22 protein-coding genes are annotated in these 22,567 nt (G+C 73.6%); 9 read left to right on the top strand and 13 right to left on the bottom strand.

The genetic code is table 11. The features are described 5' to 3' along the window. The first annotated feature begins 194 nt into the window (after positions 1 to 194). On the top strand, positions 195 to 2,342 hold the full coding sequence (locus PV682_RS13800) for a sensor histidine kinase (RefSeq protein WP_319729581.1): 2,148 nt from the start codon (positions 195 to 197) through the stop codon (positions 2,340 to 2,342). A 133-nt stretch (positions 2,343 to 2,475) separates the two neighbouring features. Here PV682_RS13800 and PV682_RS13795 read toward each other — a convergent pair whose 3' ends face one another. Further along, positions 2,476 to 4,125 carry a cellulase family glycosylhydrolase gene (locus PV682_RS13795; protein WP_319729230.1) on the bottom strand — a complete coding sequence of 550 codons (1,650 nt, stop codon included), beginning with the start codon at positions 4,123 to 4,125 and terminating at the stop codon, positions 2,476 to 2,478. A 181-nt stretch (positions 4,126 to 4,306) separates the two neighbouring features. On the opposite strand from PV682_RS13795, the gene PV682_RS13790 reads away from it, so the two are divergent. Next, complete coding sequence (locus tag PV682_RS13790; RefSeq protein WP_159051772.1) at positions 4,307 to 4,483, top strand: hypothetical protein; 177 nt, start codon at positions 4,307 to 4,309, stop codon at positions 4,481 to 4,483. A gap of 179 nt (positions 4,484 to 4,662) precedes the next feature. Here the strand turns inward: PV682_RS13790 and PV682_RS13785 are convergent, their stop codons facing one another. Further along, complete coding sequence (locus PV682_RS13785; protein WP_055718375.1) at positions 4,663 to 5,661, bottom strand: ATP-grasp domain-containing protein; 999 nt, start codon at positions 5,659 to 5,661, stop codon at positions 4,663 to 4,665. Positions 5,662 to 6,152: 491 nt separating this feature from the next. Between PV682_RS13785 and PV682_RS13780 the strand changes: the two genes are divergently transcribed. After that, positions 6,153 to 6,464, top strand: coding sequence for a DUF6191 domain-containing protein (locus PV682_RS13780; protein ID WP_319729226.1), 312 nt, complete (start codon positions 6,153 to 6,155; stop codon positions 6,462 to 6,464). A 24-nt stretch (positions 6,465 to 6,488) separates the two neighbouring features. On the opposite strand, the gene PV682_RS13775 is transcribed toward PV682_RS13780, so the two are convergent. The 5 genes from PV682_RS13775 to PV682_RS13755 form a co-directional block, all read right to left on the bottom strand. Then, the gene (locus PV682_RS13775) at positions 6,489 to 6,932 is read right to left on the bottom strand and encodes an RpiB/LacA/LacB family sugar-phosphate isomerase (RefSeq protein ID WP_319729224.1); all 444 of its coding nucleotides are present in this window, start codon (positions 6,930 to 6,932) and stop codon (positions 6,489 to 6,491) included. A gap of 22 nt (positions 6,933 to 6,954) precedes the next feature. Further along, complete coding sequence (locus tag PV682_RS13770; protein ID WP_319729223.1) at positions 6,955 to 9,870, bottom strand: ATP-binding SpoIIE family protein phosphatase; 2,916 nt, start codon at positions 9,868 to 9,870, stop codon at positions 6,955 to 6,957. A 126-nt stretch (positions 9,871 to 9,996) separates the two neighbouring features. Then, a complete protein-coding gene (locus PV682_RS13765) occupies positions 9,997 to 11,169 on the bottom strand; it encodes a winged helix DNA-binding domain-containing protein (RefSeq protein ID WP_319729221.1) in 1,173 nt (390 codons plus the stop codon). A 40-nt stretch (positions 11,170 to 11,209) separates the two neighbouring features. Continuing rightward, positions 11,210 to 12,496, bottom strand: a complete 1,287-nt coding sequence (locus tag PV682_RS13760) for an MFS transporter (RefSeq protein WP_319729220.1) — start codon at positions 12,494 to 12,496, stop codon at positions 11,210 to 11,212. A 125-nt stretch (positions 12,497 to 12,621) separates the two neighbouring features. Beyond that, entirely contained in the window at positions 12,622 to 14,001 is a 1,380-nt protein-coding gene (locus tag PV682_RS13755) for a M20 family metallopeptidase (RefSeq protein WP_319729218.1), read from the bottom strand. Between the two features lie 128 nt (positions 14,002 to 14,129). On the opposite strand from PV682_RS13755, the gene PV682_RS13750 reads away from it, so the two are divergent. From PV682_RS13750 to PV682_RS13740, 3 genes are all read left to right on the top strand, one after another. Then, entirely contained in the window at positions 14,130 to 15,023 is an 894-nt protein-coding gene (locus PV682_RS13750; RefSeq protein WP_319729578.1) for a LysR family transcriptional regulator, read from the top strand. Positions 15,024 to 15,122: 99 nt separating this feature from the next. Next, complete coding sequence (locus tag PV682_RS13745; protein ID WP_055725210.1) at positions 15,123 to 15,449, top strand: non-heme iron oxygenase ferredoxin subunit; 327 nt, start codon at positions 15,123 to 15,125, stop codon at positions 15,447 to 15,449. Further along, positions 15,428 to 16,039, top strand: coding sequence for a TetR/AcrR family transcriptional regulator (locus PV682_RS13740; protein ID WP_319729215.1), 612 nt, complete (start codon positions 15,428 to 15,430; stop codon positions 16,037 to 16,039). Before PV682_RS13745 ends, PV682_RS13740 begins: the two co-directional genes overlap by 22 nt. Before the next feature lie 4 nt (positions 16,040 to 16,043). Here the strand turns inward: PV682_RS13740 and PV682_RS13735 are convergent, their stop codons facing one another. Then, the gene (locus tag PV682_RS13735; RefSeq protein ID WP_319729212.1) at positions 16,044 to 17,339 is read right to left on the bottom strand and encodes a tetratricopeptide repeat protein; all 1,296 of its coding nucleotides are present in this window, start codon (positions 17,337 to 17,339) and stop codon (positions 16,044 to 16,046) included. A gap of 89 nt (positions 17,340 to 17,428) precedes the next feature. Beyond that, positions 17,429 to 17,578 (bottom strand): hypothetical protein, encoded by a 150-nt coding sequence (locus tag PV682_RS13730; protein ID WP_319729210.1) that lies wholly within the window; start codon positions 17,576 to 17,578, stop codon positions 17,429 to 17,431. Here PV682_RS13730 and PV682_RS13725 point away from each other — a divergent pair. Continuing rightward, positions 17,577 to 18,419: an SDR family NAD(P)-dependent oxidoreductase gene (locus PV682_RS13725; RefSeq protein WP_319729208.1), complete on the top strand. Its 843-nt coding sequence runs from the start codon at positions 17,577 to 17,579 to the stop codon at positions 18,417 to 18,419. The genes PV682_RS13730 and PV682_RS13725 overlap by 2 nt on opposite strands. 55 nt (positions 18,420 to 18,474) lie before the next feature. Here PV682_RS13725 and PV682_RS13720 read toward each other — a convergent pair whose 3' ends face one another. Together PV682_RS13720 and PV682_RS13715 are read right to left on the bottom strand one after the other, a co-directional pair. Then, a complete protein-coding gene (locus tag PV682_RS13720) occupies positions 18,475 to 19,122 on the bottom strand; it encodes a TetR/AcrR family transcriptional regulator (protein ID WP_319729206.1) in 648 nt (215 codons plus the stop codon). Next, complete coding sequence (locus PV682_RS13715) at positions 19,109 to 19,564, bottom strand: DUF1569 domain-containing protein (RefSeq protein WP_319729203.1); 456 nt, start codon at positions 19,562 to 19,564, stop codon at positions 19,109 to 19,111. The genes PV682_RS13720 and PV682_RS13715 overlap by 14 nt, the downstream gene beginning before the upstream one ends. Positions 19,565 to 19,623: 59 nt before the next feature. Between PV682_RS13715 and PV682_RS13710 the strand changes: the two genes are divergently transcribed. Both PV682_RS13710 and PV682_RS13705 read left to right on the top strand, forming a co-directional pair. Further along, entirely contained in the window at positions 19,624 to 21,018 is a 1,395-nt protein-coding gene (locus PV682_RS13710; protein WP_319729201.1) for an aldehyde dehydrogenase family protein, read from the top strand. Positions 21,019 to 21,083: 65 nt separating this feature from the next. Next, positions 21,084 to 21,497 carry a VOC family protein gene (locus PV682_RS13705; protein ID WP_319729198.1) on the top strand — a complete coding sequence of 138 codons (414 nt, stop codon included), beginning with the start codon at positions 21,084 to 21,086 and terminating at the stop codon, positions 21,495 to 21,497. On the opposite strand, the gene PV682_RS13700 is transcribed toward PV682_RS13705, so the two are convergent. Both PV682_RS13700 and PV682_RS13695 read right to left on the bottom strand, forming a co-directional pair. After that, the gene (locus tag PV682_RS13700) at positions 21,494 to 21,955 is read right to left on the bottom strand and encodes a VOC family protein (protein ID WP_319729195.1); all 462 of its coding nucleotides are present in this window, start codon (positions 21,953 to 21,955) and stop codon (positions 21,494 to 21,496) included. The two genes, PV682_RS13705 and PV682_RS13700, sit on opposite strands and share 4 nt — an antisense overlap. 116 nt (positions 21,956 to 22,071) lie before the next feature. Then, positions 22,072 to 22,488: a CBS domain-containing protein gene (locus tag PV682_RS13695; protein ID WP_109361642.1), complete on the bottom strand. Its 417-nt coding sequence runs from the start codon at positions 22,486 to 22,488 to the stop codon at positions 22,072 to 22,074. Positions 22,489 to 22,567 lie beyond the last annotated feature (79 nt).

Raw genomic sequence — 22,567 nt, 5'->3', positions numbered from 1 at the left:
GAACATCGACGATCACTCGATGCTAAGAATTGGCCAGATCAGATCGAGCCCCGCCCCACCCTGCCCGGACGCGTGACGGCTCGGAACCGAATGGGACGCACTTGCCGAACACCTCAGCCGACGCCCCGGCGGCCGAGCCCCGGAGAGGGCCCGCGCAGAAGCCCGCGCGGACGTCACTCACCCGCAACTGGCCGGTGGCCAGGCGCCTGCGGGCCGTGCTGCTGATCCCGGTGCTGGTGACCCTGGTGCTCGGCGGGGTCCGGGTGCGGGACTCGCTGGAGACCTGGCGGGCCGCCGACGACGCGGTCCGGGTGGCCGAGCTGGTGCGCGCGGCGAGCCAGTACGCGAGCGACGCGATCAACGAACGGGACGTCTCCGTCGTCCCGTTGCTGAGCGGGCAGCGGGACGCTCCGGTCGTCGCCGAGGCGCGCCGGGTGACCGACGCGGACGCGAAGGCGTTCGCCGAGGCGGTCGAACGGATGCCACAGGAAGCCCGGTTGATCCGCCGGGTCGCTCTCGTGCGGGCCGGGGAGCGGCAGTTGCCGCAGGTACGGGCCGCCGCGTTCACCGAGCGGACCACCGGCGTGCGGACCGAGGAGAGCTACTACGCCGTCCAGCACCCCTTGATGGAGATCTCCAACGAGCTGGGGTACGGCCGCTCCAACCAGTCGAGTTTCGGCCGTTCCCTGTACGCGATCTCCCTCACGCAGGCCGCCGAGTCGCTGATCCGGTCCATCGGCACCCACCTCCTCGTCGGCGACCGCGACAAGCTCGCACGCGGCGAACTCGCCGTCCAGCTCACCGCGTTCAGCTCGTACGCCTATCTGGAACAGGTCGCGCTGCGCGAGTACGCGGCGGCCGGCACCCCCGACGACACGACCCGCCTCCAGCAGGCCCTCGCGACGGCGCAGGCGCGCGGGCAGGAGCGCAACGCGCGGGCCGCGGCCGAGGCGAAGGCGGCCGGGCGGACGTACGTGCCGCCGCCGACGATCGCCACGATGGTCGAGCGGATCTCCTCGGGGGCGTCCGTCGAGGAACTGGCGCGGGAGGGCATCACCGCCGAGTCGTTCTTCGCGTCGTCCACGCTCGGCTTCGACGCCTACCGCAGCGTCCAGGTGCAGCTGGTGGACAGCGCGCTCACCAACGCCCGGGCCATCGCGGACGACGCGCGCGACGACGCGATCCTGACCGGCGCGGTGGTGCTGGCGGCGATCCTGCTGGCGTTCCTGTTCGCGGCGTGGATGGCCCGCCTCACCAGCCGGGCCATGCGCGGCCTGAGCGCCTCCGCGATCGACATCGCCGAGCGTCAACTCCCCGAGCTGATCGGCAGGTTGTCGCAGAACGACCCGCACACCGTCGACCCCCGGGTGACACCGATCCCGATCACCTCCACGGACGAGATCGGCGAGGTCGCCCGCGCCTTCGACCACGTGCACAGCGAGGCGGCCCGGCTCGCCGCCGTCCAGGCGAGGCTGCGGGGGCAGGTGAACGCCATCTTCACCAACCTGTCGCGCCGCAACCAGTCCCTGATCGAGCGTCAGCTCGCGCTGATCGGCGAGCTGGAGGACCACGAGACCGACCCGCAGCAGCTGGAGAACCTCTTCCGCCTCGACCACCTCGCCACCCGGGTGCGGCGCAACGGGGAGAACCTCCTCGTCCTCGGCGGGGAGCCGCCGGGCCAGCTGTGGGACCGGCCGCTGCCGCTGGTGGACGTGGTGCGGGCGGCCTCCTCCGAGGTGGAGAGCTACGAGCGCATCGAGCTCGCGGGCGTCCCGGACGTCGAGATCGACGGCCCGGCCGTCACCGACCTGGTGCACCTGCTGGCCGAACTCCTGGAGAACGCCACGTCGTTCTCGTCCCCGAAGGCGCCGGTGCGGGTGCTGGCGACCCGGCTCCCGGACGGCGGGGTGATGGTCGAGATCCACGACCAGGGCATCGGGCTGCGCCCGGAGGACTTCGCGACGATCAACCGCAAGCTCGCCGACCCCCCGGCCCCCGACGCGACCGCCTCCCAGCACATGGGCCTCTTCGTGGTGAGCCGGCTCGCCCACCGCCACGGTGTCCGCGTCCAGCTGCGGCCGTCCGCCGCCCGGTCGGGCACGACGTCCCTCGTCATGCTCCCCGCCTCGGTCACCGGCCAGGCGCTCCCCGACACCGACACGCTGACCCTGCGCCGCGCCCTCCCGGGCGGGCAGGTGGCCGAGGACCCGTTCGCCGGGTACGAGTCGTGGAGCGACCACACGCCCGCCGACGACCCGCTGGAGCAGGTGGAACGCTCCCGGCTCAGCCCGCGCTGGGGCCGGAAGAAGACCCCGGCCAAGAAGGCGCCCGCGAAGGACTGAGAGCCCGCGACGCAGGCTCTGAGCCGGGCGGGCCGGGGTCTCCCTCGAAGGGGGCCCGGATCGAGCCCCGGTCGCGGACTCGGTCACACGGGCCGGGGCGTTCCGCGCTCGCCCCGGCCCGGCTGATGGTCCGTCAACTCTTCGCGCAGGTCGTGCCGTTGAGCGTGAACGTGGCCGGAGCGCTGTTCGTGGCGCCCTTGCTCGCGATGAACCCGACGGTCACCGAGCCCGCCGCCGGGATGTTCGCGGTGTAGCTGACCGGCTTCACGGTCACGGCCCCGCCGGACTGGGTGGCCGTGCCGCCCCACATGTTGCTGACGGTCTGCCCGTCGGCGAAGGAGAAGCCGAGGGTCCAGTTGCCGATCGCGGTCGTGTCGGTGTTCTTGACGACGATCTCCCCCTGGAAGCCGCCGGGCCACTCCCCCACCGCCCGGTAGCCGACGGAGCAGGACTGGCCGGGGGCGGGCGGGCCCGTGGTCACGTTCACGGTCCCCGACCGGGTGGAGCGGTTCCCGGCGGCGTCCCGCGCGTACACCGCGAACGTGTACGCCGTCGAGGGCGAAAGCCCGGTCACGGTCGCCGAGTTGGTGGTGGACGCGGCGGCCGGCGTCTCCGTGGTGCCGCTCACCCGGACGACGTCGTATGCGCTCACGCCAACGTTGTCGGAGGACGCGGCCCAGGTCAGGGTCGCCGAACTCCCGGTCACCGCCGACGCGGTGGGCGTGCCGGGGGCGGTCGGCGCCTGGGTGTCGCCGCCGGGGCCGCCGCCGCCGAAGATGGTCGCCTCCTTGGAGGTGCTGACGATGCCGTTGGCGCCGTTGAAGATCCGCTTCCCCCACGAACTGAGGTTGTTCGCGTCGAAGTTGAGGGCGAGGTCGAGGATCGGGTCGGTGTTGCCGCTCCAGCTCCAGGCCAGGTAGCCCAGCTTGAGCTGCTGCGCGGTCGCCATCATCGTGTCCTCGTCGGGGTCGCCGTACTGGTCGGCGGGGCCGCCGAACTCGCCTATCAGCAAGGGGAGTTTGGCGGTGACGAAGGCGTTCAGGTAGTCGGTGATCTCGGCCGCCGTGTCGAACACGCTGTACATGTGGATGGAGAAGATGAGGTTGCCGGTGGGGTCGGCGGCGTACACGGACTGGGCGTTGGCGCGCATGACGCCCTGCCAGTCCTGGCCCCAGTTGGGGGCGTCGACCATGAGGAGGTGCTGGAAGCCGGCGTTGCGGAGTTTCTGGATCGCGGCGATGGTGGGGGCGGTCCAGCCGGCCGGGTTCGTGTTGCCCCAGGGCTCGTTGCCGATGTTGATGGCGATGTAGTCCTCTTGTCCGGCGAGGACGCTCTTGAGGCCGATCCAGTAGTCGGCGGCCTGGTCGAGGGTGCCGGCGGCGGACTCCTCGCCGTAGCCGGTGGTGTCGTGGACCTCCAGGACGCAGATGACGCGGTTGGCCTTGCACTGGGCGATGACGTTGGCGACGTCGGAGGCGGTGTTGGCGGTCCAGCGGTGGCCGTCGGCGAGGACGACGCGGACGGTGTTGGCGCCGAACGCCTTGATGTCGGCGAGGGACTGGTTGAGGCGGGTCGGGTACCAGGTGTGCGCGTGGTTGACGCCGCGCATCACGAAGTCGTTCCCGTTGGACTCCAGCAGGCGGCCGTTGCTGATGTGCAGGCCGGTCGCCTTGACGCGCGGCGGCGCCGCGGCCTGGACGGCGGCCGGTGCCAGCGCGCCGAGCAGGAGTGCTCCGAGGAGAGCGGCCAGCACTTTCCGGAAGAGGGCTCTGGGTGTTCTCACTGCGGCTCCAGTAAGTGAGCGCCAAGAGGTTCAGGCTAGGGACAGAAGAGATGGGAGCGCTCCCATAAACCCACTTGGCCAAGTACACGTCAAGAGAGGCGGCGCAGGCTCATCGGAGCGTGCGCCCCGACCTGCACACATTCGAGGGGACCCACGGGCATATTCCGGCCGGGAGATGGGGATGACCGGCCCCAAGAAGGTCAACACGCCCGAGCGCACGGGACGCGAGCCGGACCGTGCTGCGGGGGACGAGGAGGCGGACGTGAAGAGGATCCAGTTGAACAGGCATCCCCGTGGACCCCGCCGACCGGAGCCGCAGGACCTGCGGACGCCGTCGGGCCGTCCGCTTCCCTACTGACGGCATTCAGCACAGCGCGCCTTCCGAACACGGCGGCGCGGCCGGGACCGACTCCCGGCCGCGCCGCTTCCCTCTGTGTCGTACGGTCCGACTCCCCCGCAGGTCAGGGCAGTTGGACCCCGTCCCGGTGACGGTCAGGGCGGAGCACGTCGGTCGGGTGCTCCGGCCGTCATGTCACGTCACCGGGACGGGAGCCTGTCTCCGCGCCCCAGCGGCACCCGCGTCGCGCCGTGGCGGGCGCCGGTGGCCAGGGCGTGGGCTTCGAGGTGGGCCTCGATGTACGGGACGGCGACCAGCGGGAGTTCACCGTCCACGAAGGCGGGCTGCACGTTGACCTCGAAGACGACGCCGCCGTTCTCCACCGCGAGGTCGACCCCGGCGAACGGCAGTCCCACCGAGGCGGTCGCCGCGATCGCCAGCTCGGCGAGGCGGGGCGGCAGTCCGTGCGCCCCCAGGTGCACCGGGGTCGCGCCCCGGCAGGTGTTGCACGGCGTGTCGTCCTCGGGCTGGAGGTGCTCACGGGCGTGCACGATCCGCGAGCCGAGGACGAAGACGCGGAACTGGTGGCGCAGGCCGTCGGCGGTGACGTTCCCCGCGTCGCGCGACAGCAGCCAGTCGGTGTCCTGCCCCGCGTAGTAGGCGGCGGCCTCGGCGAGCCGTTCCAGGCTGTTGACGTGGAAGGTGTCGTTGCCGCCGGTCCCGACGACCGGGCGGGCCCAGGTGTCGCCGCCCAACTCCTCGAAGGCGCCTTGGGCTTCGTCCCGGGTCGGCCGCGACAGGACGACCGTCTCCATCTGGGCGACGCCGTCGCGCCGGAAGCGCTCCACGGTCAGGTTCTTCTCGGTGGCCGTGCGCCAGGCGTCGGGGCCGGTGCCGAGGGTGACGACGTCGCACTCCTCCAGCAGCCGCTGGAAGCCGGCGAGTTCGGCGCGTCGGTGCGGCGGGATCTCGTAGAGGACCACGACGTCGGGCACGAGGTCGAGGCCCTCCCCGGGAACCCGCAGCCGTAACCGGCCGTCGTCGCGGTCGGCGCGGCCCGCGCCGCCGGTCGCGAAGTGCCGTGAGTCGACGCGGACGGGCGGGGTTCCGGTGAGCAGTTCGACGGCCTCGGCGAGGTAGTCCCGGCAGCCTTCGGGCGACGTGGGGTCGGCGATCAGGGCGATGCGGGGTCGGGACACAGCGGCCTCCAGATGCTCTCGACGCGCGCTCGCGGCGTCGGACGGTCGGCGCCTCGGCGCGTGCGGTGTCACGGGTGGTGCCTGTCGCGCGGGGTGCCCGGGTCCCGTAGGCCGGCGGCCGTGGGGGCGCGGGCCCGGGGTGCGGGCCCGGCCGGTCGGGCGGCTGCCGGGGCTCCGGGGCTCGTGCGGGGTGCCCCGCCGGTCCCGCGCCGCAGGGCTGTGGCGCCACAGTAGGCGCCCGGTGCCGGACCGGGCCAGGGCGCACGCGCCCCGGCGCCCTGCCCCTGCCCTTGCGCCGGACGCCCCGGCCGTGCGCCCCGCCCCTGTGCCGGGTGCCGTACGGCGACCCCTGAGCCCTGTCCGGCCCCAACCGCCCCTTGCCGTACGGCTCTTCGGGCGCATCGGCGCACCGTGGGGGCTCCTGGAATCCGTCTGCCCGTTCTACGGCGGAACACGCATGCCCGGGTTCACGCCGTCCCATACTGGGTTCCATGGAATTCGTCGTCTTCATGACCCTGCCGGGGCTGGTCATCATCCTGACCGCGGTCGCCTTCACCGACCAGCTCCTGCTGCGCGCGGGCCGCGCCGGGCTCCTCCCCTGGCGCAACTCCGCGCGCCAGGGCCAGATCTCGGCGACGGGTTTCGAGCAGCTCCACGCGGCGCTGTCGCCGGGGAAGCAGAACGAGCTCAAGGAACGCCAGTCGTCGCTGGTCCTGCGGGACGACGAGGAGGACGGCGCGCCGCCGCACCGCACGACGGTCGATCTGGACGGGGGCCGGGCCGTCGTCCGAATACGCCGTTGATCTGTCGCCGGTACGCCGCTGGGGTCAGCGCTCGTCGAGCCGGTTCACGTGTTCGACGTTCTCCCGGTCCTCGGCGTCCTCGCCGGCCCCGGCCGTGAACCAGGCGTCGAGGATCTCCTTGAGGAGCGGCTCGGAGGTGAGGCGCAGGCCCAGTGCGAGGGTGTTGGCGTCGTTCCAGCGGCGGGCGCCGTCGGCGGTGTACGCGTCGGTGCACAGGGCGGCGCGCACCCCGGGGACCTTGTTCGCGGCGATGGAGGCGCCGGTGCCGGTCCAGCAGCAGACGACGGCCTGGTCGGCGCGCCCCTCGGCGACGTCCCGCGCGGCGGCCTCGGAGCAGACCGCCCACCGGGGGTCGGCGCCCTCCCGCAGCGCGCCGTACTGCGTCACGTCGTGGCCGCGTTCCCGCAGTTCGGCGACGAGGGCGCGGGCGACGGGTTCGTCCATGTCGGAGGAGACGGAGATGCGCATGGGGCCAGCGTACTGAGGGGGTTCACCAGTCGTCGCCGAAGGGCAGCTTGTCGAGGTCCCCGTCGAAGTCGGCGAACCCGGGGAGTATCTCCGCCCCGTCGGCGTCGGCGAACCCGGGGAGGATTCCCGAGCCGTCGACCGGCTGCTCGGTCCAGATGCACTTGCCGGTCGCCGTGTACCGGGTCCCCCACCGGTGCGCGAGCGCCGAGACGAGCTGGAGTCCCCGGCCGCCCTCGTCGGTGTCGGTGGCCCGCCGGATGCGCGGCATGGTGAGGCTGCCGTCGAAGACCTCGCAGACGAGGTCGGTGCCGTGCAGGAGGCGCAGGCGGGCGGGGCCGCGCGCGTGCCGTACGACGTTGCCGACGAGTTCGCTGACGAGGAGTTCGGTGGTCGGGATGAGGTCGTCGAGGTGCCAGGCGGTGAGCTGGTCGCGGACGTGGCCGCGGGCCTGTCCGGCGGCGCGGGGGTCGTCGGGGAGCCACCAGGAGGCGATCTGCTCGGCGGGCAGCGCGTGCAGCCGGGCGACGAGGAACGCGGCGTCGTCGGCGGCCTGCTGGTCGGCGGGGAGGAGTTCGGCGGTGAGCCGGTCGCAGAGCCCTTCGAGGTCGGCGGCGGTGCCGTCGCGGTGCGCGGTGCGCAGGAGCCGTCCGAGGTCGGCCATGCCCTGGTCGACCTCGCGGGTCGCGGACTCCACCAGGCCGTCGGTGTACAGGACGAGCAGGCTGCCTTCGGGGACGGCGAGTTCGACGGTCTCGAAGGGCGGCCTCGCGGCGCCGAGCGGCGGGTCGACGACGTCGTCCGGGAAGTGGACGGTCCCGTCGGGGTGGACCAGCGCCGGTGGCGGGTGGCCCGCGCGGACGATGGAACAGGTCTGGGTGGTGGAGTCGTACAGGGCGTACAGGCAGGTGACGTAGGAGCGTTCGCCCATCGCGCCGACGATGTCGTTGAGGTGGCCCATGATCTCGTCGGGCGGGAGTTCCAGGTCGGCGAGGGTGTGGACGGCGGTGCGGAGCCGTCCCATGGTGACCGCCTCGGACAGGCCGTGGCCCATGACGTCGCCGACGACGAGGGCGACCTGGCCGCCGGAGAGCGGGATGATGTCGTACCAGTCGCCGCCGACGTCCATGCCCTGGCCCGCGGGCAGGTAGCGGGCGGCGGCGGTGACGCCGGGCAGGGCGGGCAGGGCGTCCGGCAGGAGGCTGCGCTGGAGTTCGCGGGAGCGGGTGTGCTCGGCGTCGTAGAGGCGGGCGCGCTCCAGGGCCTGGGCGACGAGGGCGCTGATGGTGGCCAGCAGGGTGCGTTCCTCGTCGGTGAGGCGGCGCGGCCGGTCGAAGGCGACGACGCAGATCCCGAAGGTCTTGCCGGAGGCGGTGAGCGGCAGGAACGCCCACGCCTCCTTCCCGGCGCGCTCGGGCATCCCCGCGAGCTGGGGTGAGCGCTCGACGAGTTCGCGGGCGGTGGACAGGAACAGGGGGGTGCCGTGGGTGACGGCGTCCCAGGAGGGGTCGCGCGGGGCGCGGCGGCGGCCTTCGACCTCGGTGAGGAAGGTGTCGGGGTAGCCGACGGCGCCGACGTTGTGCAGCCGGTCGTCCTCGATGACCTGGACGAGGAGCCCGGAGGCGGCGAACGGCGGCAGCACCCGGCGGGCGACCGCCTCGACGACGTCCGTGGAGGTGGTCGCCTTGGCGAGGGCCGCCGTCAGCTCGGCGATGCGGGCGGCGCGCCGGGAGGCGGCGCGCTCGGCCGCGCGGCGTTCGTCGGCGAGGCGGCGCTTGTCCGTGACGTCGGTGAAGTACAGCGTGCGCCCGTCGGGGCCGGGGACGAGGCGCAGGTGGTAGCGGCGGCACGTGTCGCTGGGGTGGATGTCGAACTCGGAGGGTCTCTCCTCGGCGGCGGCCTTGCGGCAGCGCTGTTCGAGGCCGGGGACGTACCGGACGGCGGGGACGTCCCACAGGGTGCGGCCGAAGAGTTCCTCCTCGGTGAGGCCGAGGGTGCGCTCGGCCTCCAGGTTGGCGAAGGTGATCCGCCAGTCGTCGTCGACGGCGAGGAAGCCGTCGCTCATGTGCCGCAGGGCGCGGCCGAGGGCGTCGCGTCCTGGCCGGGAGTCGTCGCTGTCCCAGGCCATGCCGATGAGCCGGTGCGGCTCGCCGTCCGCGTGGTACGTCGCCTTGCCGCGCGTGCGGGTCCAGCCCCAGCCGCCGTCCAGGGCGCGCACCCGGTACTCGGCCTCGAAGACGGCGTGGTCGCGGACCGCGCGTTCGGCGAGGGCGAGGGTGGGGGCGAGGTCGTCGGGGTGGACGACGCGGATCCAGCTGTCGATGTGGCCGGTGAAGTCGGCGGGGCGCGTGCCGTAGAGGTCCATGGCCGCCTCGTCCCAGCTGAGGGCGCCGCTGGTGAGGTCCCAGTCCCAGGCGCCGACGCGGGCCTCCTTGAGGGCCTGGCGCAGCCGGGCGTGCTGTTCGCCGCGCGGCCGGTGGGTGAGCGGCGGGGCCTGGCCCAGGCGTTCCTCGGCCCAGGCGACGAGGGAGCGCAGGTACGACCACTGGGCGGCTGTCGGCTGGCCGGAGTCGCCGGTGAGGAGGGTGAGGGCGCCGATGCTGTGCTCGCCCCGGTACAGCGGGAGGGCGGCGAGGCCGGTGCCGGGCCAGGCGGGGTCGGCGGTGTCGCCGGGGAGCGGGTCCCAGACTCCGCTGCCCCGGTGCAGGGCGCGGGCGGGGGCCAGCGGGCCGTTGTGGTCGACGATCTCCCAGGCGCGGGTGAGGGCGGACGGCAGGCCGGTCGAGGAGACCAGGCGCAGCGGGGACTTGAGGCCGCGCAGGTGGATCGTGCCACCGAGGGCGCCCAGCTCGGCCACGGCGTGCTGGAGGGCCAGTCGGAAGACTTCGCTCTCCGGGATTCCGGGGCCTACCGTGCCGAGCAAAGCCAACCGCGCGTTCATGCTGAGAACCTTATCGTTCACGTCTCGGACGAAAGCGTGCTTCGCAGAATTCTCACCGGTCACGGGGGGTTGGCGCCCTGCGGAGGGCAACCTCCTTTCCGTTCCGGGGGCTTCGGACGGCGGCTTTCAGAGGGTGCCGTCGTACAGGCGGCGTTCGACCGGGGTACGGAAGCTGGCGCGGACGCGGGTGTCGCCGAACCACTCCCGGAGGCGTTCGGTCTCCGCCGTGACCGCCGCCGCGCTGATCCCCTTCTCGAACAGGTGGGTGGCGATCTCGCCGTCCGGGCGCTGGGACCAGACGCCGACGACCCTGCCGTCCCACCAGACCGTCGGGCCGATGTTGCCGTTGGTGTCGAACAGGTCGGCCGTCAGGGCGGGTTGGAGGTACCAGTCGCGGTGCCGCCAGCCCATGGGGGTGGGGTCGAGGGCGGGCAGCAGGGCGATGCCGGGGTCTGCGGGTGCGGGGGTCTCCAGGTCGCCGGGGAGGGCGTGGCCCTCGCCATGGTCGAGGGCGACCGGGATCGCGCCGGTCTCCGCGAGGGCCTTGCGGGTGTCGGTGAGGTTCCAGCCCGTCCACCACTTGACGTCCTCGGTGGTGGCCGGGCCGAACACCTCCAGGTAGCGGGTGACCAGCGCCGCCCGCGCCTCGGGCGCCGACAGCTGCGGGTACGGTTCGACGAGGCGCCAGCGGAACTGCGACGACGCCCAGCTCCCCAGCGGGCGCCCGCGCCTGATCCGGTTCTCCGCCGCCATGACGCCGAGGAACCGGTTCGCGATCTTCGGCCGCGCCTCGTACTTCTTGCCGGGCGCCTGCACGATCCGCTCGCTCAACTCCGGTACGGCACTGGAGAGCTGAGCGGCCGTCGCCTCGCCGAGTCCGGTGAGCGCGGCCACCACCTCGCGCTCGACGGCCGTGAACCTGTCCTCGTCGTAGCCGAGTTGCTCGGCCAGCACCTTCAGCAGGTCCCGGCGCAGGCGGGCCGCGACGGGGCGGGCGGCTGCGGCGTCGACGACCGGGGCGAGGTCGCGGGGCACCACGAACACCGTGCGCCTCATGCACAGCATCCGCACCAGGGTGCCGTCCTCGTACTGCGCCCGCTCCAGATCCCGTACGGACGGCGCCTCCTGACGTGCCGCCACCGACAGGTAGACGCTCGCCGGGTCCGTCGCGTGCAGGCACAGCACCGACTCGGTGACCTCCTCCGGGGTGGCCGCGCGCAGGGCGGGGGCGAGGCGGTGCCGGGTGACGAGGAGGGCGCGGCGGTGGGCGTCGGTGAGCCTGGGCAGGGGGGTGGTCATGGCGCCGGAGGATACCGGGTCGGTGGACGGCTGCTCCTGTTCAGCGGATGCCTCCCACCCGTACCGCCGCCCCCAGCGCCGCCACGCTGAGCAGGGCCGTGGCCAGGAGGTAGTACCCGGGGGCTACTCCGGACCCCGTCGCCCGGGTCAGGGCCGCCGCGATCGTCGGGGTGAAGCCGCCGAAGACGGCGACGGTCGTGTTGTAGCTGAAGGAGAGGCCGGTGGCGCGGGCGTGGGCCGGGAACGCGTCGGCCATCACCGAGGGGAGCGTGCCGAAGTAGAGGGCCTTCAGCAGGCCGAGGGCGGTCGTGCACAGGGCGAGCGTCAGGAACGTCGGGGAGGCCGTGAGCCACAGGAACAGGGGGACCGCCGAGACGCCGAGGAGCAGCGCGGCCGGGACCATGAGGCGCAGCCGCCCGTACAGGTCGCCGAGCAGGCCGACGACGGGCGTGACGAAGGTGAGGACGGCCCCGGCGATGAGGAGCGCGGTGAAGGACAGCGAGTCGTCGAGGCCGAGTTCGTTGATCCCGTACGTCGGGAGGTACTGCAACATGAAGTTGACGGCTGTCGACACGACCAGGACGCCCCCGGCGATCAGCAGCCCGCGCCAGTGGTCGCGGAACACCGTCACCATCGGCGACGTGGCCCGCGGCTCGCGCGGGGCCGCCGGGGACTCCTCGACGTAGCGCCGCACGAAATAGCCGACGGGTCCGATCAGCAGGCCGAAGACGAAGGGGACCCGCCACCCCCAGGCGTCCATCTGCCCGGTGCTCAGTACGGCGGTGAGGCCCGCCGCGAACCCGGCGGCCATCAGCGTCGACAGGCCCTGGCTCGCGAACTGGAAGCTGCCGAGGAAGCTCTTGCGGCGCTCGTCCTGCTCGACGAGGAACGAGGTCGCCGCCCCGAACTCGCCGCCCGCCGCGAACCCTTGGAGGAGCCGGGCGACGACGACGCCGATCGTCGCGGCGATGCCGAGCGTGTCGTAGCCGGGCATGACCGCGAGCATCAGCGTGCCGAGGACCATCAGCCGGATCGACAGCATCAGGGCCTTCTTGCGGCCGTGCCGGTCGGCGTAGGCGCCGAGCAGGAGGCCGCCGAGGGGCCGGATCAGGTAGGTGACCCCGAACACGGCGTACGCCTGGACGAGTTGGACGCCGGGGTCGCCGCTGGGGAAGAAGGTGCGGCCGATGTGCGCGGCCATCAGCGCGTACACCGCGAGGTCGAACCATTCGAGGGCGTTGCCGATGGCCGCCGCCGCGATGGCTCTGGTGGCGCTCCGGGGGACGGGGGCGGCGGTGTGGGTGGGCTGCGGGGCGGGAGCGGTCATGGGGAGGGGTCCTTCCGGCGGGCCGAGGCGGGGAGACGGGGGCGGGGAGGGGTGCGGGGGGGCCGGAGGTACTGCGGGTGGGGGGGTACTACACGGGGACTACCTGAGGACTACGCGCGGCAGCGCTACGCACGCACCGGCAGCGGATGGTCCGCCGTCGGATTCCCCAGCGCGTGCAGCAGCCCCACGGTCAGCACCAGGCCCTCCCGCGCGATGCCCTTGGGCAGGTGTTCGTCGGTGGCGTGCTGCCGGCAGCCGGGGTAGGAGTGCGGGAGCCAGAGGGTGGACAGGCCGAGTACGTCCGTGAAGACCGCGTTGGGCAGGCCGCCGCCGATGTTGGGGAGGACGGCGACGGGCCGCCCGGCGGCGCGGTCGAGGACGGGCCGCGCCCACCGCACCCACGGGTCGTCGAGCGGCGTACGACTCGCGGGGTACGCGCCGAGCGTGCTGACGTCGACCATCGGGTAGCCGTGGGAGGCGAGGTGCGCGGCGACTGCGGCGGCGGCGCCCTCGACGTCCGTGCCGACGACGTGCCGGAGCTGGAGGACCGCGCGGGCCCGCCCGGGGATCGCGTTGACGGGGTGCTCGGCGTCGCCGGAGGAGAAGGCGATGACTTCGAGGGTGTTCCAGGCGTAGAGCCGTTCGGCGGGGGTGAGTCCGGGCTCCCCCCAGTGCGGGTCGGCGTCGACCTCGACCCCGGCGAGCGCCTCGCGCACCTCGGGGCTCACCGGCGGCGGCAGCAGCTCGGGGACGAGGATGCGGCCGTGCCCGTCGACGAGGGTGGCGACGGCCCCGGCGAGGGTGGTCGCCGGGTTGCGCAGGACGCCGCCCCGGTTGCCGGAGTGGTGGGAGCCGGGCCGCAGATCGGCGTCGAGGAGGAGCTGTACGGCGCCCCGGGCGCCGAGGAACAGCGTCGGCGTCGTCTCGTCGAGGCGGGGTCCGTCGGAGGCGAGCAGGACGTCCGCCGCGAGCAACTCCCGGTGGGCGGCGGCGAATTCGGCGAGGCCGGGCGAGCCGATCTCCTCGCCGGGGTCGAAGAGGAACGTCACGTTGAAGCCGAGGCGGCCCTGTTCGGCGAGCAGCAGCCGAGGCGCGGCGAGGTTGACGAGGTGCTGGCCCTTGTTGTCGGCTGCGCCGCGCCCGTACCAGCGGTCGCCGTCGGCGGTGAGGGTCCACGGGTCGCGGTCCTCGCTCCACCGGCCGGCCATGCCCTCGACGACGTCGGCGTGGCCGTAGCACAGCACGGTCGGCAGCGCGGGGTCCTCGATCCGGCGGCCGACCAGGAAGGGGCCGGCCGCCGGTGAGGGGTTCTCGTGCCGGGTGACCGTGCAGCCGAGGTCCGTCAGCGCGGGGGTCAGGATCTCGCCGAGGTATGCCTCCAGGGCAAGGCGGCCCTCGGGGAGCGCACTCTCCGTGGCGTACGCGACCATCGTCGCGAGCTCGGCGAAGAAGGCACCGGAGTCGACGAACTCCTCGGCCGCGCGGGCGAGTTTCTCGGGGGTCACGGGTGCGCACTCCAGGGTTGCGGGGAGGTGTGGCATCAGCAGAGTAGGGCGGTTCGCGGTCTGCGACCATTGCCGTTTGTGACGCCCCGCGTTCTCTTTTCGGCAACCCTCAGGAGGTTTTGGTGCAGATGCTGCCGGTGAACCTGGCGTATTTCCTCGAAGTGGCCCGCGCGGGTTCGGTGACGGAGGCCGCGCAGGGACTGAACGTGGCGCCGTCGGCGGTCAGCCGGCAGATCGCCAAGCTGGAGTCGAGCCTCGGGGTGGCGCTGTTCGTCCGGCATCCGCGCGGGATGACCCCGACCGAGGCGGGCCTGCGGCTGCTGGCCCACGCGCGCCGCACGGAGGCCGAATCGGCCGCGCTGGTCGAGGAGTTGAGGAGCGGCGGGGGCGCGGCGGCGCGCACGGTCGCTGTCGCCTGCTCGGAGGGGTTCGCGCAGCGCCTCGTCCCGCTCGCCGTCGCCGCGCTGCGCCGCGACCATCCCGACGTGTCGTTCCGCGTCGACGTCGTGCGGCGCCAGGAGGCGACGCGCCGGGTCGTGGAGGGGCTCGCGGACGTCGCGGTGACCTATGCGATGGGGCCGCAGGCCGACGTGCGCGTCGAGTGCTCGGTGGTGGTGCCGGTGACCGCGCTCGTCCCCTACGGCCATCCGCTCGCCGGGCGCGAGCGGGTGGGCCTCGCCGAACTCTGCGGGTATCCCCTGGCGTTGGCCGGCCCGGGGACCAGCCAGCGCGAGCTGTTCGACATCGGCGTACGCCTCGAAGGGCTCACCGTCCGCCCGGCCCTGGTGTGCGACGCGCTCGCCCCGCAGTACGCGTTCGTCCGCGCGGGCGGCGGCATCGCCCTGGTCGGCGACCTCGGCGACCAGGACGACACGGGTCTCGCCCACGTCCGCGTCGACCACCCGGTGTTCCGCCAGCGGGAGGCGCAGGTCCAGACGGCGGCGGCACGGCGGCTGCCGTGGGCGGCGACGCGCTGCGCGGAACTGCTGACGGAGGCGTTGCTGAGGGCGCCGGGGACCTAGGGCCTTCCGCCTACTCCTCCTCGGTCCCGAGGCCCTTACCGGTGCGGACCGGCGTCGTTAACCTGAGCGGCCCATCCCCCCTTCCCCCCGAGGAGAACGGTGCCCGAGAGCGGCTTCGCCCACGTGTGCGCGCTGGATGTGCTGGAGGAGGACGTCCCCCGGAGGTTCGAGGTCGCGGGGGTGCCCCTGGCCGTCGTCCGGACGAAGGCGGAGGTCTTCGCGATCCACGACGTCTGCTCGCACAGCGCGGTGTCCCTCTCGGAGGGGGACGTCGAGGGGCGCAGCGTGTCGTGCTGGCTGCACGGCTCGCGGTTCGACCTCGGCACCGGCAAGCCGCTCGACCCCCCGGCGACCAGGCCGGTCCCCGTGTACCCGGTGCGGGTCACGGACGGGCACGTGTACGTGTGCCTGCCGGGCGAGGGCTGATGGAGGGCGCCGCCGACGGCGCGCGCTCGGACGCCACCCGCAACCGGGAGCGCATCCTGGACGCCGCGCACCGCCTGGTCGTCGAGCACGGGCCCGAGCACGTCACGATGCGGGAGGTGGCGGCCGAGGCCGGGGTCGGCAAGGGCACCCTGTTCCGGCGGTTCGGCGACCGGGACGGCCTGCTCGCCGCGCTGCTCGACGAGGCCGACGCGGACTTCCTGGAGGCGTGCACGTCCGGCCCTCCGCCGCTGGGCCCCGGCGTGCCGCCCGTCGAGCGGCTCACCGCGTTCGGCCACGCCCTGCTGGACCGGACGGCCGTCGAGGGCGACCTCGGCCCGCCCCTCGCCCGGGTCCTGCTGCCGCGCCACCGCGACGACTCCGCACCGGGCCGCGCCTTCCAGACCCATGTGACGGCGCTCCTGCGCGAGGCGGGCGTCGAGGGCGACCACGACCTCCTCGCCCGCGCCCTGCTGTCCTTCCTGAGCTGGGAGACGATGGACTACCTCGACCGGCACGCGATCCCGGAGTCCCGCCTGTACGCGGCGTGGGCGGACCTGGTCCGCCGCGTGCTGTGCCTGCCCCGGGGCTGAGTGCTCACGGCGCGGTGCGCCGCGTCTCCCGCGCCCGTTCCAGGACGCCCGCCGCCGCCCGGTTGCGCGCGTGCGGGCGCAGCCGGGCCAGGAGGGTGCGCAGCCGGGTGTCGGCCCGGTCGCTGGCGATCACCGGGTACGTGTCGAGGAAGGTGTGCGCCGCCGCGCAGGCCCGGTCGAGGTGGCCGATGTCCAGGTGGGTCAGGGCGAGGTCGGCGAGCGTGATCGCCGTGGAGCGGCGTTCGTCCGGCGGCCGGTGGCGCAGCGAGGTCTCCAGGGCCCGTACGGCCGACCGGTGGTCGCCTCGTGCCCGGTGCACGTACGCCTGTTGCAGGGCGAGGACGCCGGGGTGGAAGGCGCCGGTGGGCAACTCCCCCGCGCCGCCCGCGCGTTCGAGGCAGCGTTCGGTCTGGGTGAGTCGGGCGAGGCAGGCCGGGTCGCCGGTGGCGGCTTCCGCGACCGCCAGCTGGCCGAGGAAGAAGGCGTGTTGGCGGGGCGGGGCATGCCGGACGCCGATCCGGGCGGCGCCCCGCGCCAGCGCCCTCGCCTCGTCGGCGTGGCCCAACTGGTGGGCCAGGACGCTGAGTCCGCGCAGGGCGACCGCGTGTCCGACGCGGTCGCCGACCTCGTCCGCGAGCCTCGCGGCGGCCCAGTACATGCGCTGCGCGAGTGCGTGCCGGCCGCTGTCGTACGCGACGAATCCGCAGAGGTACGCCAACTGGGCGGCCACCTCGAAGAGTTCGCGGCGGATGCCGGGCGGGGCCGAGCCGCGCAGCCAGGGGAGCAGGGTGGTGCCGAGGAACCGGCGCAGGGGTTCACGGACGGCGCCGGAGCCGAAGACGTCGTCGCTGCGGGAGAGGACGACGAGGAGGTGGCGGGCGGATTCGACGTGGGAGGTGCCGATGCGGGTGCCGTCCGGCGGGTCGGGGTGGGGGGTGCCGGGTGGGGGTGTTCCTCCCGGGAGGTACACCGCTCTTCGTGCGGTGAGTCCCAACGCGCCGTCGAGCAGGGCCACTCCGCCCTCCCCCGCCTCAGGGTCGGCCGCGTCCACGAGTCCGGTGTCGCTGGCCCGCAGCCGTCTGCCGAGTCGCCTCGACAGCACCTGTGCCACCAACTCCGGTGCGGGCGGGCGGGGTCGGGTGCCCGACAGCCAGTGGGACACCGCCGTACGGTCGTAGGTCAGCGTGAACCCCTGTGCCGCGCCCAGGGAGTTGACCTCCAGGGCCAGGCGGGCGCCCGACCAGCCGGACTCGGTGAGGAGTGCGCGCAGGGCTCGGTTCGGTGGTTTCGGTCGTCGCACGGTCACCCCCGGCGGACGTTCAACGTCCGCTCGTGTTCAACACACCGGCCGGCGGCACGGGCGCCGGGCGCGGCCGGTGTCGGACAGGCTCAGGGTGCGTCCGTACGGGCGGTCGCGCGCAGTGCGCATCGGCGGCGCGTGCGGCTGCCGCGCACGCCGTCCGCCGGGGTGCGGGCGACGCGTGGGACGCCGTCGCCCTTCCGCTTCTTCCGCTTCTCCGCTTGAGAGGACTCCCCCATGGCCTCGTCCCTTGATCTGTTCCGGCTCGAAGGTGCCCGCGCCCTCGTCACCGGCGCCTCACGTGGTATCGGCAAGGCGGTCGCCGAGGCGCTCGCGGACGCGGGGTGCGATCTGGTGGTGACCGCGCGGACCGCCACCGCGCTGGAGGAGACCGTGCGGGAGGTGGAGGAGCGGGGGCGGAAGGTGACGGCCCTCGCCGGGGACCTCGGTCAGGCGGGGGTCGCGGCAGGGCTCGTGGAGCGGGCCGCCGAGGCGCTCGGGGGGCTCGACGTCGTCGTCCACAACGCGGGGGTCACCCCGGCCGGCGCGGACGGCGGGATGCTGCTCGTCCAGCTCCAGGACCTGCCCGAGGTCGCCTGGGACCGGGTCGTCGCGGTCAACCTCGACGCGACCGCCGCGCTGTGCCGGACCGCGTACCCGTACCTCGCCGAGTCGGAGCGGGCGAGCCTGGTGCTGATGTCCTCGACGGCGGCCGTCCTCGGCGCCCCGCTCCTCGACTCGTACGCGGCGACCAAGGCGGCGCAGGTGTCGCTGGCGAAGAGCCTCGCGGTGGGGTGGGCGCGGCAGGGCATCCGCGTCAACGCGGTGTGCCCGGGCTGGACCCTCACCGACATGACGACCTTCGCGAGCGAGACGGACGCGCTGTCGGAGTGGCTGATGGGACACGTGCCCATGGGCCGCTGGGCGACCGTCGAGGAGATCACCGGGTCGGTCCTCTTCCTCGCGTCACCGGCGTCGTCGTACGTGACGGGGCACGCGCTGGTGGTGGACGGCGGGGTGTCGGTGCCGGACGGGGGGCTCGCGGGCTACCCGAAGCCGGCGTCGCCGCTGGCGGGTTGAGCGGGGGCGGCGGCCGGGCCCTGAGTCTCCGGGCGTCAGGCACCGGGGCGGCCCCTCACCCCTTCCCGCCGACCGCCCTCAGCAGGAACGGCAGCAGCCGGTCCGCCGTTCCCTCCGCGTCGGCCGGCTCCGTGGGGCGGGCCGTCAGCAGGAGGCGGCTGACCATCGGGCCGATGACGAAGTCCCCGACCAGGCCGGCGTCCTCGACGGGGGCGATCTCACCCCGGTCGACGGCCCGGCGGACGGCTTCCTCGACGCGGTCGCGTACCGGCGTCATGAACGCGGCGGTGAGGGCCTCGGCGAGGGTGACGTTGTGGGCGGCCTCGCCGATCAGCGCGCGCATGAGGCGGCCGTTCTCGCCGGTCAGGCCGGTGGCCTTGGCACGCAGGAGGACACGGAGGTCGCCCTCCAGGGTGCCGGTGTCGGGACGCTGTTCCAGGTCGGCGGTGAACACGGCAGCCGCGGCGAGGACGAGGTCCTCCTTGGACGACCAGCGCCGGTAGAGCGTCGCGGTGGAGACACCCGCGCGCGCCGCCACGGCGGCGGTGGTCAGCCCGCCGTACCCGCTCTCGGCGAGAACGGCGAGGGTGGCGGCGAGGAGCGCTCGGTCGCGAGCGGCATCGCGGGGACGCCCCCGGCGTGCGGGAGCGGGGCCGGCACCGGACGCCCCCGCCACGCCGACGCCGGGCTCAGTGCCGGACACCGGTCAGCCCCGGCAGGTGCTCCGCGAGGTGGTACGCGTGCAGGCGGGCGTACTCGTCGTGTGTGCACGGACCGTACGCCGGGTGGGGGGCGTGCGGGCCGGTGTGGGTGGTGAAGAGGGCCACCGCCGCCGCGAGGTCGGCAGCCGCCTCCGCGAGGGGCAGGTCGGGGTTCAGGGGCGGGGCGCCGTCGATCTCGGCGGACAGGGAGTGCTTCATCGCGCCCCGGCTCAGGAAGACCTTCTTGGCGAGGGCGCCCGCCGTCGCGCGGAACAGGGCGGGTTTCAGGCGCGGGTAGCCGGTGACGGAGTAGCGGACGGTCTGGGCGCAGTGCTGGAGCGTCTGGGAGAGGTTCCAGGCCGCGTCCGTCTCCAGGAGGTCCCCCTCGGGGCGGTGGAGCTGTTCCAGGACGCGGTCGGTGAGGTCGGGCAGAGCGGGGGTCATGCGTACGAGAATACACTTATACGAAACGAAACATTTTCGTTTCGTATACCCTGGCCCACATGCCCCTCGACACCCGCACCACCCCCGACGCCGCGGCGACCGTCTCCCGCCTGAACGCCACCTTCGCCACCGGCCGCACCCGCCCCGCGAGCTGGCGCAAGGAGCAGCTCCGCGCCCTGCGCGCCCTGTTGGTCGACCGCCAGACCGAGCTGTCGGACGCGCTCCACACCGACCTCGGCAAGAGCCCCCTGGAGTCGTACCTCACGGAACTCGGCTTCGTCGTCAACGAGATCGACCACACCCTGCGCCACCTGAACCGCTGGATGCGCCCGCGCCGCGTCGGCGTCCCGGTCTCGCTGGCCCCGGCCCGCGCCCGGACGGTCCGCGAACCGCTGGGCACGGTCCTGATCGTCAGCCCCTGGAACTACCCCCTCCAGCTCGCCCTCGCCCCGCTGGTCGGCGCGCTCGCGGCCGGAAACTGCGCGGTCGTGAAGCCGAGCGAGCTGGCCCCGGCGACCTCGGCGGCGCTCGCGCACTGGCTGCCGAAGGTCCTCGACCCGGACGCGGTGGCGGTCGTGGAGGGCGGGGTGCCGGAGACGACGGAGCTGCTGGAGCAGCGGTTCGACCACATCTTCTACACCGGCAACGGCACGGTCGGCCGGATCGTGATGACCGCCGCCGCCCGCCATCTCACGCCGGTCACCCTGGAGCTGGGCGGCAAGTCGCCCGCCGTCGTCGAGCCCGGCACAGACCTCGCGACGGCCGCGCGCCGGATCGCGTGGGGCAAGTTCATGAACGCCGGCCAGACCTGTGTCGCCCCGGACTACGTCCTCGCGGTCGGGGACGCGGCGGGCGAGATCGAGGAGCACCTCGCGGCGGCCGTACGGGAGATGTACGGGGAGCGGCCCGCGCAGAGCCCGGACTACGGGCGGATCGTGAACGAGCGGCAGTTCGAGCGGCTCACCGGCCTGCTCGGCGACGGCCGGACCGTCGTGGGCGGCGAGCACGACAAGGAGGCGCGGTTCATCGCGCCGACCGTCCTCGCGGACGTGTCGCCCGAGTCGGCGGTCATGCGGGAGGAGATCTTCGGGCCGATCCTGCCGATCGTGCGCGTCTCCGACCTGGACGCGGCGATCTCCTTCATCACCGCGCGGGACAAGCCGCTCGCGCTGTACGCGTTCGTCGGGTCGGGCCGCTCCAAGAAGCGGCTGGAGGCGGAGACGTCGTCGGGGGCGCTCGCGTTCGGGGTGCCCAACGCGCACCTCACCGTCCCCGGGCTGCCGTTCGGCGGGGTCGGGGAGAGCGGGGTCGGCCGCTACCACGGCGCCCACTCCATCGACACGTTCAGCCACCACAAGGCGGTCCTGGACAAGCCGCTCCTGCTGGACCCGCTGCGGGTGGCGTACCCGCCGTTCACGCAGGTCAAGGAGCGGATCCTGCGCAAGCTGGTGTGAGGTCGCCGCGCCGTTGTCAGTGGGCCGCGTTACGGTGCGGAGCATCCGCACTCATGGAGGCTCGCATGGCTTCTCGGCTCAACCCCTACCTCACGTTCACCGGCGAGGCCCGCCAGGCGCTGGAGTTCTACGAGCAGGTCTTCGGCGGCACGCTGTCGCTGAACACGTACGGTTCCTTCGGCCAGGCGGGCCCCGACTTCGCCGACAAGATCATGCACGGCATGCTGGAGACCCCGGCCGGCTTCACCCTGATGGGCGCCGACACCCCGCCCGGCATGGCGCCGCCCGCCGAGCACCGGTACTCGATCAGCCTCAGCGGTGACGACGACACCGAGCTGCGCGGCTGGTGGGAGAAGCTCTCCGCCGGCGGCTCGGTGTCGGTCCCGCTGGACCAGCAGATGTGGGGTGACGTCTTCGGCATGTGCACGGACCGCTTCGGCGTCCCGTGGATGGTCAACATCACCGCCCCCACCGACTAGTCCAGGCAGAACTCGTTGCCCTCGGGGTCGGCCATGACGAGGAAGCCGCCGCTGAACGGGGGCGCCGGCTCGTGCCGGCGCAGCAGGGTCGCGCCGAGGGCGAGGAGGCTCGCGCTCTTGGCCTCCAGGGCGGCCATCCGGGCGTCGCCGTCCAGGCCGGGCGCCGCGCGGACGTCGAGGTGGACCCGGTTCTTGGCGCTCTTGCCCTCGGGGACCCGCTGGAAGAACAGCCGGGGCCCGCGCCCCTCCGGGTCCACGAGGGCCGACCTGTCGTTCCACTCCTCCTCGGGCACCCCGGCCTTCGCGAGGAACTCGTCCCACGCCGCGAGCACGTCGTCCCCGTCGGCGAGCCGCACGCCGGGAGGAGCGGGATACGCGTACCCGAGGGCCTCGCGCCAGAACTCGGCGAGGGCGGCGGGGTTGTGCGCGTCGAAGGTGACCTGGACGTCGAGACTCAACGGTGTACTCCGTTCGGTGCGGTCGATCGGCTCTGCGGCCACTCTCGCACCGCACTAGGCCAGATCCTGACCTACTTCCTCCGGCGCGCCGCCGAGCAAGCACCACACCGGCTCGCTCACTCCGTGGACAGCGCCTCCAGCAACTCCCCCACCTGCGGATTCGGCAGCGCCCGCGCCACGTCCGCCTGCGCGACCATCCCGACGAGCCGCCCCTTGTCGAGGACCGGCAGCCGGCGCACCTTGTGCGCGGCCATCGTCCGCAGGATCTCGTGCGCCTCGTCGTCCGCGCCGATCGTGACGATCTCCCCCTGCGCCAGCTCCCCCACGGTGCACTTCTCGGGGCTGAGCCCCATGCCGAGGACCTTGGTGACGATGTCCCGGTCCGTGAGGACGCCCTTCAGCCGGTCGTCCGCGCCGCAGATGGGCAGCGCGCCGACATCGAGGCCCGTCATCCTGCGCGCGGCCTCGGCCACGCTCTCGCGCTCATCGACGCAGACGGCGTCCGGCGTCATGATCTCGCGTGCGGTGGTCATGTCCTGCCTCCCTTCTCCGGGGGCCGCACCGGACCCCGGTGAACTGCCCGGGTCCCCTGGCCCCGGTGGGCCAAACCCC

The organism is Streptomyces niveiscabiei (assembly GCF_033794345.1).
GTDB lineage: Bacteria > Actinomycetota > Actinomycetes > Streptomycetales > Streptomycetaceae > Streptomyces > Streptomyces niveiscabiei.
Note: the sequence above shows the minus strand (reverse complement) of the source record. Positions and strands in the feature narration are given on the sequence as shown.